Source organism: Pseudarthrobacter sp. efr-133-R2A-89 (genome assembly GCF_030209315.1).
In the GTDB taxonomy this organism is placed as follows: Bacteria; Actinomycetota; Actinomycetes; order Actinomycetales; family Micrococcaceae; genus Arthrobacter.
Map to the genome: position 1 here is coordinate 1 of NZ_JARVSE010000002.1, position 18,848 is coordinate 18,848.

General features: G+C 67.4%; 20 protein-coding genes. 6 read left to right on the forward strand and 14 right to left on the reverse strand.

Annotated features, from left to right (window positions below):
* On the forward strand, positions 1-195 hold a 195-nt coding region (locus QRM95_RS02740), incomplete at its 5' end, for a hypothetical protein (RefSeq protein WP_285246341.1).
* Between the two features lie 249 nt (positions 196-444).
* Here the strand turns inward: QRM95_RS02740 and rpsN are convergent.
* The 3 genes from rpsN to rpmB are packed head-to-tail and all read right to left on the reverse strand — an operon-like array spanning position 445 to position 1,156.
* On the reverse strand, positions 445-750 hold the full coding sequence (gene rpsN, locus QRM95_RS02745) for a 30S ribosomal protein S14 (protein ID WP_015938870.1): 306 nt from the start codon (positions 748-750) through the stop codon (positions 445-447).
* Positions 751-752: 2 nt separating this feature from the next.
* Positions 753-920, reverse strand: coding sequence for a 50S ribosomal protein L33 (gene rpmG, locus QRM95_RS02750; protein WP_013602737.1), 168 nt, complete (start codon positions 918-920; stop codon positions 753-755).
* On the reverse strand, positions 920-1,156 hold the full coding sequence (rpmB, locus tag QRM95_RS02755) for a 50S ribosomal protein L28 (RefSeq protein WP_018763944.1): 237 nt from the start codon (positions 1,154-1,156) through the stop codon (positions 920-922). Before rpmB ends, rpmG begins: the two co-directional genes overlap by 1 nt.
* Positions 1,157-1,473: 317 nt before the next feature.
* On the opposite strand from rpmB, the gene QRM95_RS02760 reads away from it, so the two are divergent.
* The 3 genes from QRM95_RS02760 to QRM95_RS02770 are packed head-to-tail and all read left to right on the forward strand — an operon-like array spanning position 1,474 to position 4,284.
* Positions 1,474-2,946 carry a ferredoxin reductase family protein gene (locus QRM95_RS02760; RefSeq protein ID WP_285246342.1) on the forward strand — a complete coding sequence of 491 codons (1,473 nt, stop codon included), beginning with the start codon at positions 1,474-1,476 and terminating at the stop codon, positions 2,944-2,946.
* Positions 2,943-3,479 carry an FMN-binding protein gene (locus QRM95_RS02765; protein ID WP_285246343.1) on the forward strand — a complete coding sequence of 179 codons (537 nt, stop codon included), beginning with the start codon at positions 2,943-2,945 and terminating at the stop codon, positions 3,477-3,479. Before QRM95_RS02760 ends, QRM95_RS02765 begins: the two co-directional genes overlap by 4 nt.
* A complete protein-coding gene (locus QRM95_RS02770) occupies positions 3,463-4,284 on the forward strand; it encodes an FAD:protein FMN transferase (RefSeq protein ID WP_502934925.1) in 822 nt (273 codons plus the stop codon). Before QRM95_RS02765 ends, QRM95_RS02770 begins: the two co-directional genes overlap by 17 nt.
* Before the next feature lie 24 nt (positions 4,285-4,308).
* On the opposite strand, the gene QRM95_RS02775 is transcribed toward QRM95_RS02770, so the two are convergent.
* Complete coding sequence (locus tag QRM95_RS02775; RefSeq protein WP_285246344.1) at positions 4,309-5,070, reverse strand: SGNH/GDSL hydrolase family protein; 762 nt, start codon at positions 5,068-5,070, stop codon at positions 4,309-4,311.
* Positions 5,071-5,114: 44 nt separating this feature from the next.
* Positions 5,115-5,600: a MarR family winged helix-turn-helix transcriptional regulator gene (locus tag QRM95_RS02780; RefSeq protein WP_285244374.1), complete on the reverse strand. Its 486-nt coding sequence runs from the start codon at positions 5,598-5,600 to the stop codon at positions 5,115-5,117.
* Between the two features lie 59 nt (positions 5,601-5,659).
* Here QRM95_RS02780 and QRM95_RS02785 point away from each other — a divergent pair, with 59 nt between their 5' ends.
* Positions 5,660-5,965, forward strand: a complete 306-nt coding sequence (locus QRM95_RS02785; RefSeq protein WP_285246345.1) for a YciI family protein — start codon at positions 5,660-5,662, stop codon at positions 5,963-5,965.
* Here the strand turns inward: QRM95_RS02785 and QRM95_RS02790 are convergent.
* The 6 genes from QRM95_RS02790 to QRM95_RS02815 form a co-directional block, all read right to left on the reverse strand.
* Positions 5,962-6,804: an SGNH/GDSL hydrolase family protein gene (locus tag QRM95_RS02790; protein WP_285246346.1), complete on the reverse strand. Its 843-nt coding sequence runs from the start codon at positions 6,802-6,804 to the stop codon at positions 5,962-5,964. The genes QRM95_RS02785 and QRM95_RS02790 overlap by 4 nt on opposite strands.
* Positions 6,805-7,009: 205 nt before the next feature.
* Complete coding sequence (locus tag QRM95_RS02795) at positions 7,010-8,062, reverse strand: siderophore-interacting protein (RefSeq protein WP_285246347.1); 1,053 nt, start codon at positions 8,060-8,062, stop codon at positions 7,010-7,012.
* Positions 8,059-8,874 (reverse strand): ABC transporter ATP-binding protein, encoded by an 816-nt coding sequence (locus QRM95_RS02800; RefSeq protein ID WP_285246348.1) that lies wholly within the window; start codon positions 8,872-8,874, stop codon positions 8,059-8,061. The genes QRM95_RS02795 and QRM95_RS02800 overlap by 4 nt, the downstream gene beginning before the upstream one ends.
* Position 8,875: 1 nt before the next feature.
* Entirely contained in the window at positions 8,876-9,850 is a 975-nt protein-coding gene (locus tag QRM95_RS02805; protein ID WP_285246926.1) for a FecCD family ABC transporter permease, read from the reverse strand.
* A 41-nt stretch (positions 9,851-9,891) separates the two neighbouring features.
* Positions 9,892-10,974 (reverse strand): FecCD family ABC transporter permease, encoded by a 1,083-nt coding sequence (locus QRM95_RS02810; RefSeq protein ID WP_285246349.1) that lies wholly within the window; start codon positions 10,972-10,974, stop codon positions 9,892-9,894.
* Positions 10,975-10,984: 10 nt separating this feature from the next.
* The gene (locus tag QRM95_RS02815) at positions 10,985-12,073 is read right to left on the reverse strand and encodes an iron-siderophore ABC transporter substrate-binding protein (protein ID WP_285246350.1); all 1,089 of its coding nucleotides are present in this window, start codon (positions 12,071-12,073) and stop codon (positions 10,985-10,987) included.
* A 353-nt stretch (positions 12,074-12,426) separates the two neighbouring features.
* On the opposite strand from QRM95_RS02815, the gene QRM95_RS02820 reads away from it, so the two are divergent.
* The gene (locus QRM95_RS02820) at positions 12,427-12,921 is read left to right on the forward strand and encodes an FBP domain-containing protein (RefSeq protein ID WP_285246351.1); all 495 of its coding nucleotides are present in this window, start codon (positions 12,427-12,429) and stop codon (positions 12,919-12,921) included.
* 24 nt (positions 12,922-12,945) lie between these two features.
* Here QRM95_RS02820 and QRM95_RS02825 read toward each other — a convergent pair whose 3' ends face one another.
* The 3 genes from QRM95_RS02825 to QRM95_RS02835 are packed head-to-tail and all read right to left on the reverse strand — an operon-like array spanning position 12,946 to position 18,786.
* Positions 12,946-16,425 (reverse strand): ATP-binding protein, encoded by a 3,480-nt coding sequence (locus QRM95_RS02825; protein WP_285246352.1) that lies wholly within the window; start codon positions 16,423-16,425, stop codon positions 12,946-12,948.
* Positions 16,422-17,336 (reverse strand): DUF4194 domain-containing protein, encoded by a 915-nt coding sequence (locus QRM95_RS02830; RefSeq protein WP_285246353.1) that lies wholly within the window; start codon positions 17,334-17,336, stop codon positions 16,422-16,424. The genes QRM95_RS02825 and QRM95_RS02830 overlap by 4 nt, the downstream gene beginning before the upstream one ends.
* Positions 17,329-18,786: a DUF3375 family protein gene (locus tag QRM95_RS02835; protein ID WP_285246354.1), complete on the reverse strand. Its 1,458-nt coding sequence runs from the start codon at positions 18,784-18,786 to the stop codon at positions 17,329-17,331. The genes QRM95_RS02830 and QRM95_RS02835 overlap by 8 nt, the downstream gene beginning before the upstream one ends.
* Between the last annotated feature and the right edge of the window lie 62 nt (positions 18,787-18,848).

Consider the following 18,848-nt stretch of genomic DNA (forward strand, 5'->3'; position numbering starts at 1 on the left):
TCGCTCCGGAGCAACTTTCCAAACTTACCCGATCCCCCACCCCAACACAAATCCAACTTCCAGGACCCGAATCGAAAAGAAGACCGCCCCCACACCGATTTCCAGCGCCCTGAAGGCAACCAGATTTTGGCTTTGATTTGGGGTTTTTGGCCGCCCGGTGATCAGTTCTTCACTGTCTCCCCCGCGGCGACTTAGAAAACAATACACGCCCTGCGGCGCCACCGCAAACCGGCCTTCCCAGCGGAGAACATCCCCGGGATTCCGCGGCGAAACGGGCCAACAGGCACCCAGGCCGCCTCCCGCCGTCGTAACTTCCGCTGTGTGTGCTGCCGCACAGGGCGGAGACATGCCCAACCACCATCCGCCGAGCGGGTTAAACGCAGAAGGGCCGGCAACCCTGAGGTTGCCGGCCCTTCTCAAGCAGCTGGTGTCAGCAGTGCTGGATTACCAGGAAGACTTGGTGATGCCCGGGAGCTCACCGCGGTGTGCCATGTCGCGGAAGCGGACACGGGAGATACCGAACTTCTGGAAGGTACCGCGGGGACGGCCGTCGATGATGTCGCGGTTACGCAGACGGATCGGGGACGCGTTGCGGGGCAGCTTCTGCAGGCCCAGGCGGGCTGCTTCTCGTGCTTCGTCGGTTGCGTTTTCGTCAACCAGGGTCTTCTTCAGCTCGAGGCGCTTTGCAGCGTAACGCTCAACGATGACCTTGCGCTGCTCGTTGCGAGCAATCTTGGACTTCTTAGCCATGTTTAGCGCTCCTCTCGGAATTCGACGTGCTGGCGGATCTTGGGGTCGTACTTCTTCAGGACCATGCGGTCAGGATCGTTACGACGGTTCTTGCGGGTTACGTAGGTGTAACCCGTGCCCGCAGTCGACTTGAGCTTGATGATCGGACGTACGTCCTTGTCCTTAGCCACTAGAGCTTCACCCCACGAGCCAGAATGTCGGCGACGACTGCATCGATGCCGCGCACGTCGATGGTCTTGATGCCACGAGCAGAAACCTGCAGCGTGACGTTACGGCGCAGGGACGGAACCCAGTAGCGCTTCTTCTGAATGTTCGGATCGAACCGACGCTTGTTGCGGCGGTGCGAGTGCGAAATGCTGTGCCCAAAGCCCGGCTCGGCTCCGGTCACTTGGCAGTGTGCTGCCATGACTTCTCCTCAAGAATTGAAAGTAATGATCCGCATATCTGCTGCTGGACCATGCTGCTAAGGGCGACCCAAAAGTGAAGAAGGGCAACGGTTAGTCACGCAACTTGAGCCCCTAACTACCGGCCACCCTGGAGAAAAATACCGGGCAACCGGAGCAATTGCGCACGCTCCGCGCACTTAGCGCCTACCAAGTCTACGAGTTGACGCAATTAAAGACCAATCGGGTGTATAAGGGCGGCAGCGGGAGCGAAAGGTCACAGCAGCGTGTTCCCCATTTTCACAGCAGGGACATAGCTTCCCAAAGCAATCTTGGATGCATGAACACTCAGCTCCTGCCGACAACACCGGCCGCAAGCAGCTCCGGCCGACCGGAGCGTCCTTCCCTGTCCACACCACGGCCCGTCCGCGGCTGGTTCGCCCGCCAGCACAAGCAGCGCATGCTGCGCACCGACCTCCTGACCGTGATTGCCTGGGCCTCCGTTGCCGCGGCAATTGCCCTCTGGCTGGCGGACGGCGGTGCTTCGAACATCACCTCCCCCGCTGGGCTGTTCACCGCGGGCGGGATCGTGGCTGGGCTGGCGGGTATGGACCTGGTCCTGCTCATGCTGCTCCTGGCCGCAAGGATCCCCTTCATTGACCGGACCATCGGCCACGACCGCGCCCTGGAATTCCACGGCAAGCTGGGCAAGCCCTCCCTCTACCTGCTCCTGGCCCACGGCGTCCTGATCGCCATCGGGTACGGCATGGCGGAGGGACTCGACCCTGTCACCGAGTCCATTAACCTCTGGGTGCAGGTGCCCGATATGTGGCTGGCGTTCGTTTCCATGGCCCTGTTTATCGCCGTGGTGGTGACGTCCCTGGTAGCCGTCCGGCGCCGCTTCCCGTACGAGTTCTGGTACGTGGTGCACCTGCTGACGTATGCCGCCGTCGCCACCTCAATCCCGCACCAGTTCAGCGTTGGCGGGTTGTTCGCCGCGGGGACCTGGCAGCGCTGGTATTGGCTGGCCATCTGCATCTCCACCGGAACGGCCCTGGTGTACTTCCGCATCCTGGAACCGGTCCTGGCCACCTTCCGGCACCAGCTCACTGTTGCCAAGGTCGAGTCCGTGGCGCCCGGCGTCGTGAACATCGTCATGCGCGGCCGGCAGCTGGACCAGCTGGCGGGGACCGGCGGACGCTTCTTCATCTGGCGGTTCCTGGCCCCGGGAATGTGGTGGCATCCGCACCCGTTCAGCCTCTCTGCCGAGCCCGTCTTCACTGGCCCCGACGGCCAGGGAACCATGCGGATCACCGTCCGCAACCTCGGCGACGGATCGGCCCGGCTCCTCCGGCTCCGGAAGGGAACCAAAGTAGCGCTGGAGGGACCCTACGGCCTGCTCAGCACCGCTGCCCGCACCAAGAACAAAGTGGTCATGATCGGAGCCGGCATCGGCATCACGCCGCTGCGCGCGCTGCTGGAAACCACGCCGTTCGGCCCCGGGGAGGCGACCGTCCTGCTCCGCGGCCACACGGAGCAGGAGCTCTACCTCAGCGGCGAAATCCTGGAACTCTGCCAGGAACGCGGGGTCAGGCTCTTCCACCTCACCGGGCCGCGGTCCCATGGCCGCTCCACCTGGCTCCCCGAGGACGCCGTGCGCAACGGCTACAGCCTCACCTCCTACGTCCCGGACATCAAGGACGCCGACGTCTACGTCTGCGGACCGGCCACCTGGGCGGCCAACGTCATCGCGGACGCCGCGAAGGCCGGCGTCCGCGAGGACCAGATCCATCACGAAAGGTTTGACTGGTGAAAATACGCGGACTCGCCGCTGCCGCCTTTGCCTCCGCCGGGATTCTCCTGGCGGGCTGGCAGGCCGGCACGCAGGTATCAGGCATCAGCACCGTCGCTACAGGCACGACGGCGACAGGCACCACGGGCGCCACCGGCACCGGCGCATCCGGGACGGGTTCCTCCACCGCTTCGGGTTCCTCCGGCACAACAGGCTCGTCCAGCACGTCGGGGACGAGCGGCTCCTCGAGCTCGTCCGGTTCGTCTGGTTCCACCGCCTCCGGCACCTACAAGGGCACCACGGTGCAGACCAGGTTCGGCCCCGTGCAGGTCCAGATCACGGTGGCGAACGGCAAGATCACGGATGTCACGGCCCTCCAGCTGACCAACACCGACGGCAAGTCGATCCAGATCAGCAACCGTGCCGCCCCCCTGCTCCGCAGCGAGGCGCTGGCTGCCCAGTCGGCCGGCATCAAGACCATCAGCGGCGCCACCGTCACCAGCAACGCCTACCTCACCTCACTCCAGGCAGCGATCGATGCAGCGCACCTCTAGCCCGTTGCCGGCGGAAACCGGCACCCCGGCCCTGAAAGCCCGCACCTTCGAGTGCATGGGTACGGTCATCAGCCTGACCATGCCCGTCGGAATGGCCGCGGAAGGGCAGCCTCGGCTTGACGAGCTCGCCGCCGCCACCGCCGTCGTCGAACGCCTTTTCCGGGAACTCGACGAAACCTTCAGCCTGTACCGCCCGGACTCCGAAGCCAGCCGGCTGGCCCGCGGGGAACTGACGCTGCGGACGGCCTCTGCGCAGATGCGGGAACGGTACGCGGAAGCGCACGAATGGCGGCTGCGCACGGAAGGCGCTTTTACCCCCGAGAGGCCGGACGGCGTCCTGGATCTGTCCGGCCTCGTCAAAGGCCACGCAATCCGCGAGGCCGGGACCTCGCTCCTGGCCCTGGGCCGGCGAGACTGGTGCCTCAACGCCGGCGGCGACGTCCTGGTGAGCGGCTCGCCCGGGCCCGGCAGCACGGAGCCGTGGAAGGCCGGGATTGTGGATCCGGCGGACCGCCGCACGCTGATCACCGGGTATGCGCTTGGGGCGGGCGGCCAGCACGCAGCCCTTGCAACCTCAGGTTCCGCCGAGCGGGGCGAGCACATCTGGCGGCTGGGCGGCGGGACGGAATTCGTCCAGGTCACCGTGGCCGCGGCGGACATCGTCACCGCCGATGTGCTGGCCACCGCAATCGTTTCCGGCGGTACGCCCATGCTGAACCTGGCCGCTGACACCTGGGATGTTGCCGTATTGGCGATCTGCGCCGACGGCTCGATGCTGGCCACTCCGGCGTTCCGGCACGCCTGAGGACGGCGGCCGGACACTGCGGGGTCAGAGACGCGTGAGCTGGGCGTACTTGGGCTGGAGGTTGTCCCCGGACGACTTGCCGGTGACCCGGCGGACCACCCACGGGGCCGCATATTCCCGGAACCATTGGGCGTTGGCGCGGAGCGCCTCCCTGCCGCTGAGTTCGGGGACCGGCGTCATGGGCGGGATGTCGATGGAGTGGTCATATTTGAGGACTTCGAGCACACGCTTGGCCATGTTGGCGTGGCCCGCAGCGGACATGTGCATCCGGTCGTGGGCCCACATGCCCCAGTCGTAGTACTCGCTGAAGCGCCAGTAATCCACCAACAGCGCACCGTGGTCCCCCGCGATGCCGCGGACCAGCTCGTTATAGATAGCCGTCCGGCCGCGCATGGTGCCGAAGACCTTTGACCCCCGGGCATCGAAGCCGGTGAAGATCACCACGGTGGCGCCGGTTGCAGCCAGCCTGCCGACGGCGTCGTTGTACTCCACCAGCAGTTCGTCGATGTCCACGCGCGGGCGGAGGATGTCATTGGCACCTGCGTAGATGCTCACCAGTGTGGGCTTGAGTTCGACGGCGGCGTCCACCTGCTCGGCCAGGATCTGGCGGAGCTTCCTGCCGCGGATGGCCAGGTTGGCGTAGCCGAAGCCGGGATCGGCAGCGCACAGTTGCTCGGCCAGGCGGTCAGCCCAGCCGCGGACACCGTTGGGGCGGGCGGGGTCGTCGTCGCCAACGCCCTCGGTAAAAGAATCGCCCAGGGCGACGAACCGGGAAGTGAAATCCATGCGGTAAGTTTGCCATCCGTTGCCGGAAGCAACCAATCGGCGGCTCAGCCCTTGGTTTCGCGCAGGATCCAGTGGTCGGTGTCCAGCCGCCCGACAACTTTTTCGCCGATCCGCGCCAGGTCCAGGACGTCCTGTTCGGTCAGGGCATCGAGGAACAGGTCCCGGACATCCTCCACGTGGCGCGGCGCCAGCCCCACAATGGTCGCCATGCCTTCCTCGGTGAGGTGCGCCGTGGTGACCCGCGCATCGTGGGGGTGCGGGCGGCGCTCCACCCAGCCCCGTTTTTGGAGCTTCGTCACCACATGGGAGAGGCGGGAGAGGGAAGCGCTGCTGCGGGCGGCCAGCTCACTCATGGGCAGGAACCGGTCCTCGGCTTCGGAGAGCATGGCCAGGACGGTGTAGTCGAAAAGGGACAACTTCCCCGCGCTGTGCAGCCTGGTGTCAAGTGCCGCAGGCAGCAGCGTGTTGATGCTCACCAGCGCCAGCCAGGCACGGCGTTCGTCTGCGTTGAGCCATCGGGGTTCGGTCATGACCCCATTCTACGATTGATCTTTCAAGTAGCCTGTTGCGGCGCCGGTAGGCTTGGCGCATGTATGTTGTCTCCCTCACCTACCGTGTGCCCCAGGAGATCGTCGACTTCCATAACGACGCCCACATCGCCTGGCTCCAAAAGGCCTTCGACGACGGCGTGTTCATCGCCGCGGGCCGCAAGATTCCGCGGACCGGAGGATTGTTGCTGTCGCAGGCGGACCGTGCCACCCTCGACGCCAGCCTGGCGCAGGACCCGTTCTACTCCAACGGGGTGGCCGATTTCGAGGTGCTGGAGTTCCATGCCGGCCGGGTGGCACCGGGGTATGAAAACCTGCTGGACACCCCGCCCGCCCAGGCCGGCTAAGGCGCCGGGCCGTCGTCGGGCGCTTTCGCCGCAAGCTTCTTCAACCCTTTGCGCGGGACCTTCACCGGCTCCGGCCATCGCGGGGTGAGCGTGTCCCCCAGCGTGACGCCGCGGAGCTTGCGCCCGAACAGCGGCAGGACCCAGTCGTGGACCCAGCGCCGCTGCTGCCGCTCCCATTCGCGCACGCTGAGCCGGGCGGCCGGTTCCCAGTCCTTGCGCTTGATCTTGTGCGTGACGCCCAACTGGTCCAGCACCTGCCCGGCAAGGTATTTGTGCCCGGCCTTGGACATGTGGAGCCGGTCCGAGTCCCACATCCTCCGGTCATGGAAGGCGTCCAGGCACCAGTAATCCACCAACAGGGCCCCGTGCTTCGCGGCGATCTCCCGGACCCGCTGGTTGTAGTAGGCATTGCGCTTCTTCAGCGGCTCGAGCAGCGCCGAAACCTTGACGTCGAACCCGGTGAAGAGGACCACGGTAGCCCCGGTCCCTGCGAGTGTGGCGACGAATTGCTCGTAGTCCGCCATCAGCGCGCCCATGTCCGTCTTCAGGTCCAGGATGTCGTTGCCGCCGGCGTAGAGCGTGATCAGCGTGGGCCGCATGCGCAGGGCGGGCTCCAATTGTTCGTCGATGATGTGCCTGAGCCGCTTGCTCCTGATGGCCAGGTTGGCGTACTTCCAGCCGGGCTGCGCTTTGGCCAGTTTCTCGGCCACCCGGTCGGCCCAGCCCCGCACCCCGTTGGGCAGCCGCTCATCCCGGTCCCCCACCCCTTCGGTGAAAGAGTCCCCCAAGGCAACAAACACCCGCCGCCCCGAGTCAGGAAGCAAGGATTCAGGCACCACGCCAACCTAGCCACAACAAAGTAAGCGCAGGGAAAGCCGAGGTAAAGCTTGGGTGACGGAGAGGCTCTAAGCCGGCGACGCTGTTTCGCGTAGGAGCGCATCGCCGACCGGAGCGGAGAGAGGCCGCCCGCGGCCGAATGGAGCGAAGGAAGGTGTCTAAGCGACGGCGAAATAGTGTCGCCGGCGCACCCAGGCGCAGGAAGACTCAGCCTTCGGCTTTGCCCTGCCGCCAGTACCCCATGAACGCCACCTGCTTCCGGTCGATGCCTACCTCGCGGACCAGGTACCGGCGCAGGTCGCGGATGGCGGCCGCTTCGCCGGCGATCCAGGCGTAGAAGGGCATGGCGCCGGCGGGCAGCTGCGGATTCCTGGAGGCGGTGATGGCGGCGGCTTCCATCCGGGCAGGCGTTTCCCAAAGGATGTCCACGTCGACGTTGACGTCTTCGGGCTCCGGCCCCGCGCCGCCGTCGTCCGCGGTGATACCCACCCAGCCCGGCACGGGGACGGCCCGGCGCACTGCCTCCTGCAGCAACTGGCCGTGCGGCCTGGACCTGCCGATGGCGGCACCGCGGGCCAGCCAGGTGATCTCGATGTCCGCCGGAGAGCTGAGCTCCAGGAAGTCCGCAGGCTGCTGGACCTCGAGGAACGCGTGCCCGCTCATGAAGGGGGGAAGGTTTTCCAGGATCGCGGAGATCGCGGGGACGGCGGTTTCGTCGCCGGCGAGCAGGATGCGCTGGGCCAGCCCGGGACGCCATTCGATGCCGGAGTAGGTTTCCGCGGTGACGCAGTGGGCCGCGCGGTTGTTGGGGCCGATGATGGTCAGGGCATCGCCCGGTTTGGCGTTCATTGCCCAGTACGCGGCGGGGCCGGAGGCTTCCATGGGCAGCCCGCGGTGATGGCCGTGCAGGGCGAAATCAACGTCGATCTCCGGGTACACCGCGTCCAGCCGGGCCTCCCGGACGGTGTAGGTCCGCATGGCGCCGCGGACGGCCGGGTCCATGGCGAGCCAGTCCCGGTACCAGCCCGCTTGGCTGGTGTTGAAGGCCGGGAGCGGCAGGTGGGTACCGTCGGCGGCGAGCGAGGGGATCAGCAGTTTGATCCGGAGGTCAAGGGTGTCGCCGTGGACGCCGAAGCCGCGCAGCGAGTACCCGCCGAAGGTGATCCTGCGGAAGTTGGGGCCCAGGTCGCGGACCGCGGTAACGCTGACCTCGAAGGCCAGGCTCATCGGCTGGGTGGCGGCGGTTTCGCGGGTCTTCATGCGACGGACTCCAGTTCGTTGGCGGTGGCGTGGTGGCGGCCGATGGGGATGATGAGCGGGGTCCCGGAGACGGGGTCGGGGATGACGCGGCTTTCGAGGCCGAAGACCTCGCGGACCAGGTGTTCGGTCACCACGCCGGCGGGGGTGCCTGCGGCCGTTACGTCGCCCTCCTTCATGGCGATGATGTGGTCTGCGTAGCGTGCGGCGAGGTTGAGGTCGTGCAGGACGATGGCCACTGTGGTGCCCCGTGTACGGTTCAGGTCCGTGACCAGGTCAAGGACTTCCACCTGGTGCGCCAGGTCAAGGTACGTGGTGGGTTCGTCCAGCAGCAGCACCTCCGTTTCCTGCGCCAGCGCCATGGCAATCCAGGCGCGCTGGCGCTGGCCACCGGAGAGTTCGTCCACTTGGCGCCCGGCCAGGTCCAGCGTCCCGGTGGCTTCCAGTGCGCGCTGCACGGCGGCCTCATCGTTGCCGCTCCAACTGCGGAACAGGCCTTGGTGCGGGTAGCGGCCGCGGCCCACCAGGTCGCGGACGGTGATTCCGTCCGGGGCCGCGGGATGCTGGGGAAGCAGGCCAAGGGTGCGGGCCAGTTCGCGGGCCGGGCGGGCGTGGATGTCCTTGCCATCCAGGGTCACGGCTCCGGCTGCTGGCTTGAGGAGCCGGGACAGGCCGCGCAGCAGGGTGGACTTTCCGCAGGCGTTCGCACCAACGATCATGGTGACCCTGCCTTCGGGGATCCGGATGCTGAGCCGGTCCACCACGCAGCGTTGGTCGTATTGCAGTGTCAGGCCGTGTGCTTCCAGGACGGGCACGTCAGGCGTCCTTTCTGTTGGCTGTGACCAGGAGCCACAGCAGGAACGGGGCGCCGAGCGCGCCGGTGACCACTCCCACCGGCAGGACGGTGCCGTCCAGCAGCAGCGGGGCGAGGTTGGCGGCGAAGTAGTCCGCCGCGAGGACAATCAGGGCACCCACCAGGGCCGACGCCGGCAGGCCCGGCTTGCCGGTGAAGTGGCGGGCGATGGGCCCGGCCAGGAAGGCGACGAACGCGACCGGCCCGGCCGCCGCCGTCGCCACCGCCGCGAGCGATACCGCAACGACCACGAGGGCCAGGCGGGTGCCGGCGACGCGGAGCCCCAGTCCGCCGGCGGCGTCGTCGCCCAGTTCCAGGATGCGCAGCGGCCCGGCAAGGAAAACGACGGCCGGGACCAGCACCGCGAGCGCCAGGAACAGGATGCCGGCCCGGTCCCAGTTGGCGGAGTTCAGCGAGCCGTTCAGCCAGACCAGGGCATCGGCGGCGGTCCGGATATCGGCGCGGGTCATCAGGAAACTCACCACTGCCTGCAGGGCGGCGGCGATGCCTACCCCGGCCAGCACCAGGCGGTTCCCGGCCGCGTTCCCCCGGACGGGCCCGCGGTTCCTGCCGCTGGAGATCGCATGGATCAGGACGGCCACGGCGAGCGCACCGGCCAGCGCCGCCCCGGACACCGTGGTACCGGACGCGCCGAAAACGACGATGGCAACAACGGCCGCCGCGCTGGCCCCGGAGCTGATGCCTATGACATCGGGGCTGGCCAGCGGGTTCCGGAGCATCGTCTGGAAGAGGGCGCCGGCCAGTCCGAACGCAACTCCGATCATGGTTCCGATGACGGCGTGCGGAAGCTTGTTCTCCATCACGATGAAGCTGGCGCCCGGAATCTTCGGGCCGCCGGTGAGATGGTTGGCAACGATGGTGAAGAAGTCGGGGACGGTGACCGTGTAGCTGCCGAGCAGGACGGACACGAAGAACATCACCACTACGGCGGAGGCCAGCACGGCAGTCCGGTGGACCCTCACAGCCCGGCTCCCTTCCCGCGGCGGATCAGCCAGACGAAGACCGGGGCGCCGACGAGGGCGGTCATGATGCCGGCCGGGACCTCACCCGGGAGCAGCACCACGCGCCCGATGATGTCCGCCGCGAGCAGCAGCGCCGGAGCGGCTACCAGGGAGAAGGGAAGGATCCAGCGGTAGTCCGGACCGGTGAGGAAACGGACGGCGTGCGGCACCACCAGGCCCACGAAGCCGATGGGTCCCGCCAAAGCCGTGGCCGTGCCGCACAGCAGGACAATTCCCAGTGCGGTCACGGCACGGGCGGCGCCAACACGCTGCCCAAGCCCGCGGGCGGTGTCGTCGCCCAGGGCCAGGCTGTTGAGGATCCTGCCGCTCAGCAGCACAATGAGTGCGCCCGCAGCCAAGAAGGGCAGGCCGGGAAGGAGCACGGACCAGTCCCTGCCGGCGATGCCGCCGACCTGCCAGAACCGGAACCTGTCCAGGGTGTCCTGGCTGGAGACCAGGATGACGTTCATGAGGGAGGAGAGCCCGGCGCTCAGGGCAGCCCCCGCGAGCGCGAGCTTGACCGGCGTGGCGCCTTCCCGGCCCAGCGAGGCGATGAGGTACACCACGACGGCGGCGGTTGCGGCACCGATGAAGGCGAACCAGATGTATCCGGAAAGGCCGGTTACGCCGAAGACGTAGATGCCGGTCACCACCGCCAGGGCTGCACCGGCGTTGACACCGATGATGCCGGGATCGGCCAGCGGGTTGCGGGCAACTCCCTGCATGGCCGCGCCGGCCAGGCCCAGGGCGCCCCCGGCCAGCAGGCCAAGGACAGTCCGCGGAATCCGCGCCTGGACCACGGCGTGGTCGCCGTTCGCGGGATCGAACGCTGCGAGCGCCTGCCACACCGTGCCGAGCGGAACATCCCGGGCACCCACCGCCAGCGACGCCGCGGCCATGAGCACCAGCACGACGACGGCGGCAGCCAGCCAGGCGGCCCGCTTCCTTTCCGGGGCGTTGCCGCGGCGGGGAGCGGCCCCCGCCCGGGCCGGCACCCGGGTGCCGGTGTCCGCTGCGGGACGTGCCGTCGTCGTACTCATGGCGCTGGACCTACTTCACTGCATCCGCTGCGCCGGCGAGCTGCGGCAGGAAGGTGTCCAGCGACCACGGCAGGCTCAGCGGCGAGGATGCCGAGATGGAAAGGGTCAGGGTGTTGTCCGAATCGGCCACCAGGGCGCCGTTCTTGATAGCAGGGATCTGGCCCAGCAGGGGGTCGGCCCTGATGGCGTCCTTGGTGGACGCGTCGGGGACCCAGGTGACGAAGATGTCAGAGGCCAGCTCGTTGGCCTTTTCCGCGGACCACGGGATGTAGAACTCCTTGGAGCCCTTGGAGTTCTCTGCCACCACCGGTGCCAGGGTCATGCCGATTTCGGTGAGGAACCGGGGGCGGTTGTCGTTGGCCGTGTAGACGTTCACGCCGTCACCCTTGGCGGGCTCGAGGTTGCCGTAGATGAAGCTCTTGCCGGAGATCTGCGGGTACTTGGCGACCTTGTCCTTGACGGTGGCTTCGGTGTCCGCCACCAGTTGTGCTGCCTGCGCTTCCTTGCCCAGGGCTTTGCCGATGATGGTGGTTGAGTCCTGCCAGGAGGTCCCGTACGCCACCTGGGGGTGGGCCACCACGGGGGCGATCTCGCTGAGCTTCTTGTAGTCCTCCTCGGTGAGGCCCGAGTAGGCGGCGAGGATGACGTCGGGGCTGAGCTTGGCGATCTCGGTGAAGTTGATGCCGTCGGCTTCGGAGTACTGGACCGGTGCCTTGGCCGAACCGAATCCGGCGCCCAGTTGTTCCAGGGCGGCGTCCTTCCACGGGGTGGAGCCCTTACTGTTGCCGCCCCATTCGTTTTTGGGGACGCCGACGGGCACCACGCCCAGCGCGATGGCGACGTCGTCGTTCACCCAGGAAACGGTCGCTACCCGGGTGGGCTGCTTCTCGATGGTGGTACTGCCGAACACGTGCTCGATGGTGACCGGGAACGCCGTGCTGCCGCCGGCGCTGGTGGCGTCGGCTACGGAGGAGGCGGGGCCGGTGGAGCAGCCAGAGAGCGTGAGCGCAGCTGCAGCGAGGACGGCTCCCGCTTTGCCGGCGGACGAGAAGAGGCTCCGGCGGGTGGGCAGGGGACCAGGGAAAAGGGGGGACGTCACGGGGCTCCTTCAAGGGGGCGGATGAAAACTTAAGTAAGGCTAACCTATGTAAATCATCATTACGCAACATTTTTGTCACCTAATCCGAATTCGGTGACCAACGCCACATCCAGATGCCAATCCTTGGACAGTTGACTCCCAATTTGGCAGGATGGCCTTGCCGGGCCGGCCGAAGCCGCACCGGAACACTGAACATCGGACAGGACAACAGGAAATGCGCATGCAGAGGGCTGACACGGCCGCCGCTGCCATGGAGAGCGGGGTGGCCGCTTTGGCCTGCTCCGCGGAGACTGACTGACTCCCCTGTTACCTTGGCCCGGATCCGGGCCGCCCACTGCTACGAAAGTTCAGCCATGCAATCAGTCACGCCCCAGCAAATCCGCTCATCCTTCGTCAACGCCAGCCGCTCGGAAGCCGCGAAACTGACGCTTCCCAAAAACTTCGATTCCCTCGACTGGGACAGCCTGGAGTTCCTGGGCTGGCGGGACGGAAAGATGCCGCTGCGCGGTTACCTGGTGGTCCCCGGCCCGAAAGGCCTCACCGGAATCATGCTCCGGGCCCCCGAGGGAGGCACCCGGAAGAACCGCTCCGTGTTGTGCGAACTCTGCCGGGACGTCTTCTCCAAGGAGGACGTCCTGCTCTGGGTCGCCAAGCGCTCGGGCCAATCGGGGCGCGACGGCAACACGGTCGGCACCCTGATCTGCGCCGACTTCGTCTGCTGCGGAAACGTCCGGAGGGAACCGCCGGCCAACGAGATCAACCCGGACCCCGCCGTCGTCGTACAGCGCCAAATCCAGGGGCTGCAGGACCGCACGGCGCAGTTCCTGGCAAGGGTGCAGTCGAAGTAGCCGGCGCAGTCACCGTGCTGCCGGTTACCGCAGGACGATATCCACCGGGTTCGCCTCGGACCGCCAGGCGCCTTCTTCCCCCGGGCGGGGGCGGATGACGGGTGCAGTCAGGACACCGGAACGGTTGGTGCGTTTGTCACGCAGGATTTCGGTGACGGAGCCCAGGTGCCGGGACAGGTCGATCACGTTTTCGGGCGCAGCCAGCAGCAACTGGAACCCGAATTCGTGCAGCGCCTTGATCCCGGCACCTGCGAACTCCTCGGATGCGAGCACGAAGGCCTCGTCCATCATCACCGTGCCGTAGGTGGTGAAGCCCTGCTCGGCGATTCCCAGCTGGTAGCTCAGGGCGGCGGCCATGATGAACGCCGTGAACCGCTGCCGCTCGCCACCGGACATCGACCCGGTGTCGGCGTGCATGAACACCTCTGTCTTCCTGCTGCCGCCCTTCTTCCCTGAGGTGGGGGCGGCGACTTCGCGGTGTTCCTTGCACTGGATGAACAAGTGGCCGCGGACGTCCAGGACCTCGGCGCGCCAGCGCCGGTCCTCCGGCGCCTGCGAACCCAGCCGTTTGACCAGCGTCTCCAGGGACTTGTAGCGGGCGGTGAGCTCGCCGTCGTCGTCCCTGTCCGGGCCGTGACCGTCTGCGCGGCCTGACTCCGCCTTCGCGGGCCGGGTGTGCCGCGCCTTCAGCGCGTTCTGGATGGCGTCCTTGAACTGCTTGGCAGTGGGCGGCAGTGTCTGCTTGATGTCCAGTTCCAGGTAGCTGCCCTCATGGAAGTTCACCTGGGACAGGATGCCGTTCAGCGGGAGGATGCGGCTGGTGATGGAGCGCCGTTCCTCGTCCAGCAGGTGCAGCAGGGTGCTGAAGGACTCGTGCGTGCGCTGGTTGAAGAACTGCCGGAATTCGGCCTCCTGCGCGGGCAGGCCGTCGTTCACGATCGCGTGGTAGCGGGCCTCGAATTCACTGGCGGCGCCAATGCTGGTCCCGTGGTCGGCGGAGATGGCGCTGCCCCACTCCCGGACAAAACCTTCGAAGATGCGGGTGAGCCGCTCGGCCATGGCCTGTCCCCGCGACTCGGCGGCGTGCAGTTCGCCCAGCAGTGCCGTCCGTACCCGGTTGGCCAGGTTGTCCAGTTCATGCATTTCGGTGACGTCGCCGAATTCCGCGAAGTGCGGTTCGAGCGCTGCGGCCGTGGCGTCCGACGGCGGTGCCTGGGCCAGGCGGACGCGCGCGGCTTCCAGCAGCGCGTCCGCGCCCGTCAGCTGGCGGTCCAGGGCCTTGTATTCGCTTTGTAGGACGGCTGCCGACTCGGTGCTGGACTGGTGTTTCTGCCGGACCTCCTCGATGGTGGCGCGGAGCGGCTCCAGGTCCGCCTGGGCGGCCAGGGCATCCTTGAGCCGCTGCTCGATCCGGGCGAGCTCATCCGCCGCGACAGCCGCGGACACTTGTTCCCACGGACGGTCGTCCTCGGCGATGCGGCGCAGGGCATCGAGTTGGCGGCTCATGCCCTGGTGCGAGTCCTCGCGGCTCTGGGCCAGTTCTGCGGCCTTGGCCACTTCCTGCCGGAGGTCCTCCACCTGGGCGGCAACCAGTTCGAGCTTGGCGGCGTTGTCGAAACCGAGCACGTAGTCCTGGCGGCTGGTGAAGCGGTCGTCCTTCTCCACCGTGTGCCGGTTCCGCTTGACCACGCCGCCCAGGCTCAGGCCCTTCTCCAGGGCTGCGAGTTCGTCCGGATCCTCGACGCAGGGATAGGCAAAGTCCAGTGCGATCCGCTCGCGGACCCATTCGCCGGCCTCGGCCACCGCACCGGCGGCGAGGATGTCCAGCTTGGCCAGCAGGTCGCCGTCGCGCACGTCCTCCACGGCGAGCGCGCCGCCGGCCAGCGGCTTTGAGACGTCCACCGCCCGCAATGCCCCGCGGACGTTGTGGTCGTTGAGGTAGCGGGTCACGGCACCGAAGTGCTCCCCCGGCACCAGCAGGGTGGTGGCCAGGCTCCGGAGCGCGCGCTCCGCCGCCGGGCGCCAGCGCTCCTCCCCGTCGGCGAGGTCCATAAGCTCGCCTGCGAACGGCATCCGGTCCTCGGGAATGCCCGTGGCTGCGGCGATCGCGGCGCGGTTTTCAATGCTCGACGGCGGCAGGAGGGATTTGCGCGTTTTCAGTGACACGAGTTCCTGCTCGGCGGCCGCAAGCTCCCGTTTGCGGGTGGCATGGGCATCGAACGCCTCGAACCGCAGCTCCTGCAGGGCCTGTGAATCATCCTTCAGCTCGGCCGACCTCGCCGCCGCCTGTTCGTGGGCCTGCTCCCAGCCGGCCGCGCTCGACTCAAGCTGCAGCCCGGCGTCGGACAGTGCCTGCTGGGCCGCCTCTTCCACCTGGCGGCGAAGCTTCAGCCCCACCCGGGCGTTTTCCAGGGACTGCTCGATCGCCGAGATGGCGTTGCCGCCCTGGTTGTTGTAGTCGGTTTCGAGCTGCCGCAGGTCCTTGGCCAGGCCGTCACGGACAGCACGTTCGGCGCCGAGCTCCTTGGCCTTCGCCTGCGCCAGCTCGCGGAACCGGACCAGGGTTTTCTGGTGGACCTCGACCGCCAGCTTCTGCTTGTAGGCCTCGAACTCCTCCCCCACCAGCTCCCTGAGCCGGTTCGCGTCCAGCAGGGACTGCGCGTATTCACGGTTCAGTCCCGGCACCGGGGCCAGCTGGTCGCGCTGCTGCCGGACGTCCTCCAGCCGCTGGCGGATGGACATCAAGTTGCTGAACTCCTCCACCACGTCATCTGCGGCGGCCAAAGTCGCAGGGGCATCGAGCACCTGGTCGCGGAAGAACGTGTTGACGCTGCCGCCCAGCCCCTTCCCCGCCTGGATGACGCGCAGCAAGGGCAGCGCCTGGTCCGAGCTGATCCCCAGCAGCCGGCGGAAACGTTCAGCGAACGCCTTGTGGACATCGAACACCTGCGCGTGCGGGAAGATCGTTTCCAGGGCGCCCTTGGTGAAGCGCTTGTCCGCGATGCCTTCCACGGCTTCCAGGTCCAGCGGGACGTTGTCAATCAGGTAGAACCGGCCCACGCTGGACTCGGTCCCGTTCTTGGGCAGGTCGAACAGCGCAGAGACCGTCACCCGCGTGCCGGCGGCGTTGTCGAACGTCAGCGCGACGGCGGACCAGGTGGCACCCGGGCGCTGGAACGCGCTCGCCGAGCCGTCCCCCACGGCCTTGTCCCCCACCTTGCCGCGCATATAGGTGAAGGTGGTGCGCTTGTCCTCCACCGCACCGCCGGACCGCTGCGCAGCCGCCTCGTTGGACCGCGGCCGCGCATCGAACACCCGCAGCATGGCATCGAACAGCGTCGACTTTCCCACGCCGGAGTTACCCGTCAGCAAGGTGCCGTTCCGGTCCACATGCATGGTGTGCGCGCCGTGGAACGTTCCCCAGTTGACCACCTGCACCAAGGCAAGCCGCATCTGGCCCGGGTTGGTCGCGTCCCCGAGCGGGAGCATGCTTGCGATGGTCACTGTCCTGCCTCCTTAGCTGTGGTTGGGAACAACGACAGCGCTGCCGCCCCCGCCCCTTCGCCGGGCGGCATTGGTCCTGCGGACCATGCGCCCGGCTCCGACAGGCCCGATGCCACTCCCGGGGCGGCAGCGCCGTCGTCGTCATTCTCGTCCCCACCTTGGGCGTCAAACTCCAACAGTGCTTCCGTGCCCGTGGCGTCCGCCGAGGCCGCCACCAGCGCTTCGATGTGGGCCGGGATGTCGCCGATGTTTTCGAACGGCAGCGCCAGGGGCAAGGCGTTGGAGATGGTGTAGACATCGTCCAGGCCGGTGGGGAGCAGGAGTTGGCGGGCCAGGAGCTTGGTGATGGCACGGGTCACCACATCCGAGTCGCGGAGGGCATCCTGCTGGCCCGCCGGCTGGTAGTGCGCCACCAGGTCCGTGATTTCCTCCCGGGTGATGGTGGGGTCCGTCTGGGCGGTGACGTGCCGGTCCAGGAGCAGCCGGAGCCGGAGCAGCACGATGGTTTCAACCCGGCTCAGCGCGCGCTGCTGCCGCAGGATGCTGGACCGGGTGCTGCCGCCGATGACCTCCGGGTCAACGGGACGGAGGACCGCGATCTTCCGCTCATGGTCCAGCTGCAGGGTGAGGAACAGCTCGGAGAGGCGGCTCCGCAGGATCAACTGGTTGTCCAACAGGACCGTCCACAGCTTCTCGTCACGGCCGCCATCGATGTACGGGCCCTTGAGGAGCTTGACCAGCGCCTGCCGCACCTTCATGGGCAGCACGCCGGTATCGCCGGGGAACAGGGCTGCGCCGTCCACGAAGGTGTCACGGGGGGAGAACACTCCGGTGATGGGGCTCGGCGGCGTCGGGGTTTCGACAGGCTCAACCACCGGCTCGTCCAGGGCTGTCGTGATTTCATCAGTCATCTGAATCCTTTGCGAGCGTGACCACGGGCAGGTAGGCCCTGCGGGTGGAACCGTCTATCTGTTCGAAGTCCAGGCCGTCCCAGGCCCCGCGGTTGAAGTCGGCACCCCGATGCAGGGCTTCGGAGAGGAGGGCGCGGATGGTGTTGATGTGCTGCTCTTCGGGCGGCAACTGCTGCCAGGCGTCGGCCAGCGTCGAGGCCCCCGCCATGGCCGCGCGGACCACGGCGGGTTTGGCTTTTCCGGTCCTCGGCGAGCGCACCCGGTCCGAGTCGGTGAAGGCGATGGGATCGGCCAGGCGGGGCGGAGCCGCGAATTCGTCGGGATCGAACAGCTTCACCATGGACAGCGACTCGAAGCCCGCGTTGTACAAGACCGGGCCAGGCACCAGGCCGGGGCGTTCACGCTCGTACGGCAGTGACCGGATGGCCTGCTCCGCCTCCCGCAGCACCTGCCGGAGCCGCACCGACTGGCGGAAATCGTCACTCTGGACGTACGTGTTGAGGCTCTCGCTGAGCTTGCCGTAGATGCGCTGGATCTGGCTGTGCTGCTGCCGGAGCTCCGCCACCAGGTTCTTCAGGGTCTCCCGGTCCTCGGGCGAGAGGTCGTCCGCGAACTGGCGGCTCAGGACTTCGCCGATGGCGGACCGGAACCGGAGCTGCTGCTGCGGGTCCTCCAGGAAGGCGGTGAAGGACCGGAACGTCCGGCCCTCCGGGCTCTGGCGGAGCCGTTTGTCCGCCTCCAGCACCTGCGCCATGGTGGCGCCCTTGGTCAGCGACTCCTCGATGATCTGGTTGCGCAGGCCGCCCACCAGTTCCTCGATCCTGTCGCGCATCTTCTTGTAATCCGCGGGCAGGCTGGCGGCCAGGTCCAGGATGTTCCCGGCGGCCTCCACTGCCTCGTCATCGTCCAGGAGGCCGTCGAACTCGCCGGTGCTGATGTCCTGGATGAGCTGCCGGCGCTCCCCGATTTCCTCTTCCAGGGCCTCAAGGCGCGCACTCTGGTCCGGGTTGGTTTCGTTGGCGAGCTTCTCCACGTCCCCCAGCAACGTTCCCAGCCGGGAGCCGTTCAGCGTGGACCGTTCGCTGGAGAGGCTGTCCAGGAAGGCCAGCACGCGCGCTGCCGGTTCGGTGACCTCGTACACGATCTGGCCCGACTGGTTGCGGCGGGTCAGGAACTGCCGCCGGGTCCACTCGTCACCGAAGGATTTTCCGTTGGCCCCTCCGCCCAGCCCGGGTTCCTGGCGCCGCAGCTCCTCAAGGAAGGAGTCGACGTCGGCATGGAATTCTTCCAACGGCAGCTGCGGCCGGGTGCGGGTGAAGGAAGCCTGCAGCACCGCGATCACCCACGGCGCCGAACGCGTCAAGGCCCACGCCGGTCCCTTGGTGAGGAGTTCGAGGTCCCGAAGCCGGGCGCTGATGGCATCAGCGGATGACCTGGCGGAGCGGGGCACGCACTCTCCTTGGGCTCGGGTGGCGGGGGCGGCAGAGGGCGGACCGGAAAACTGCCAACTAC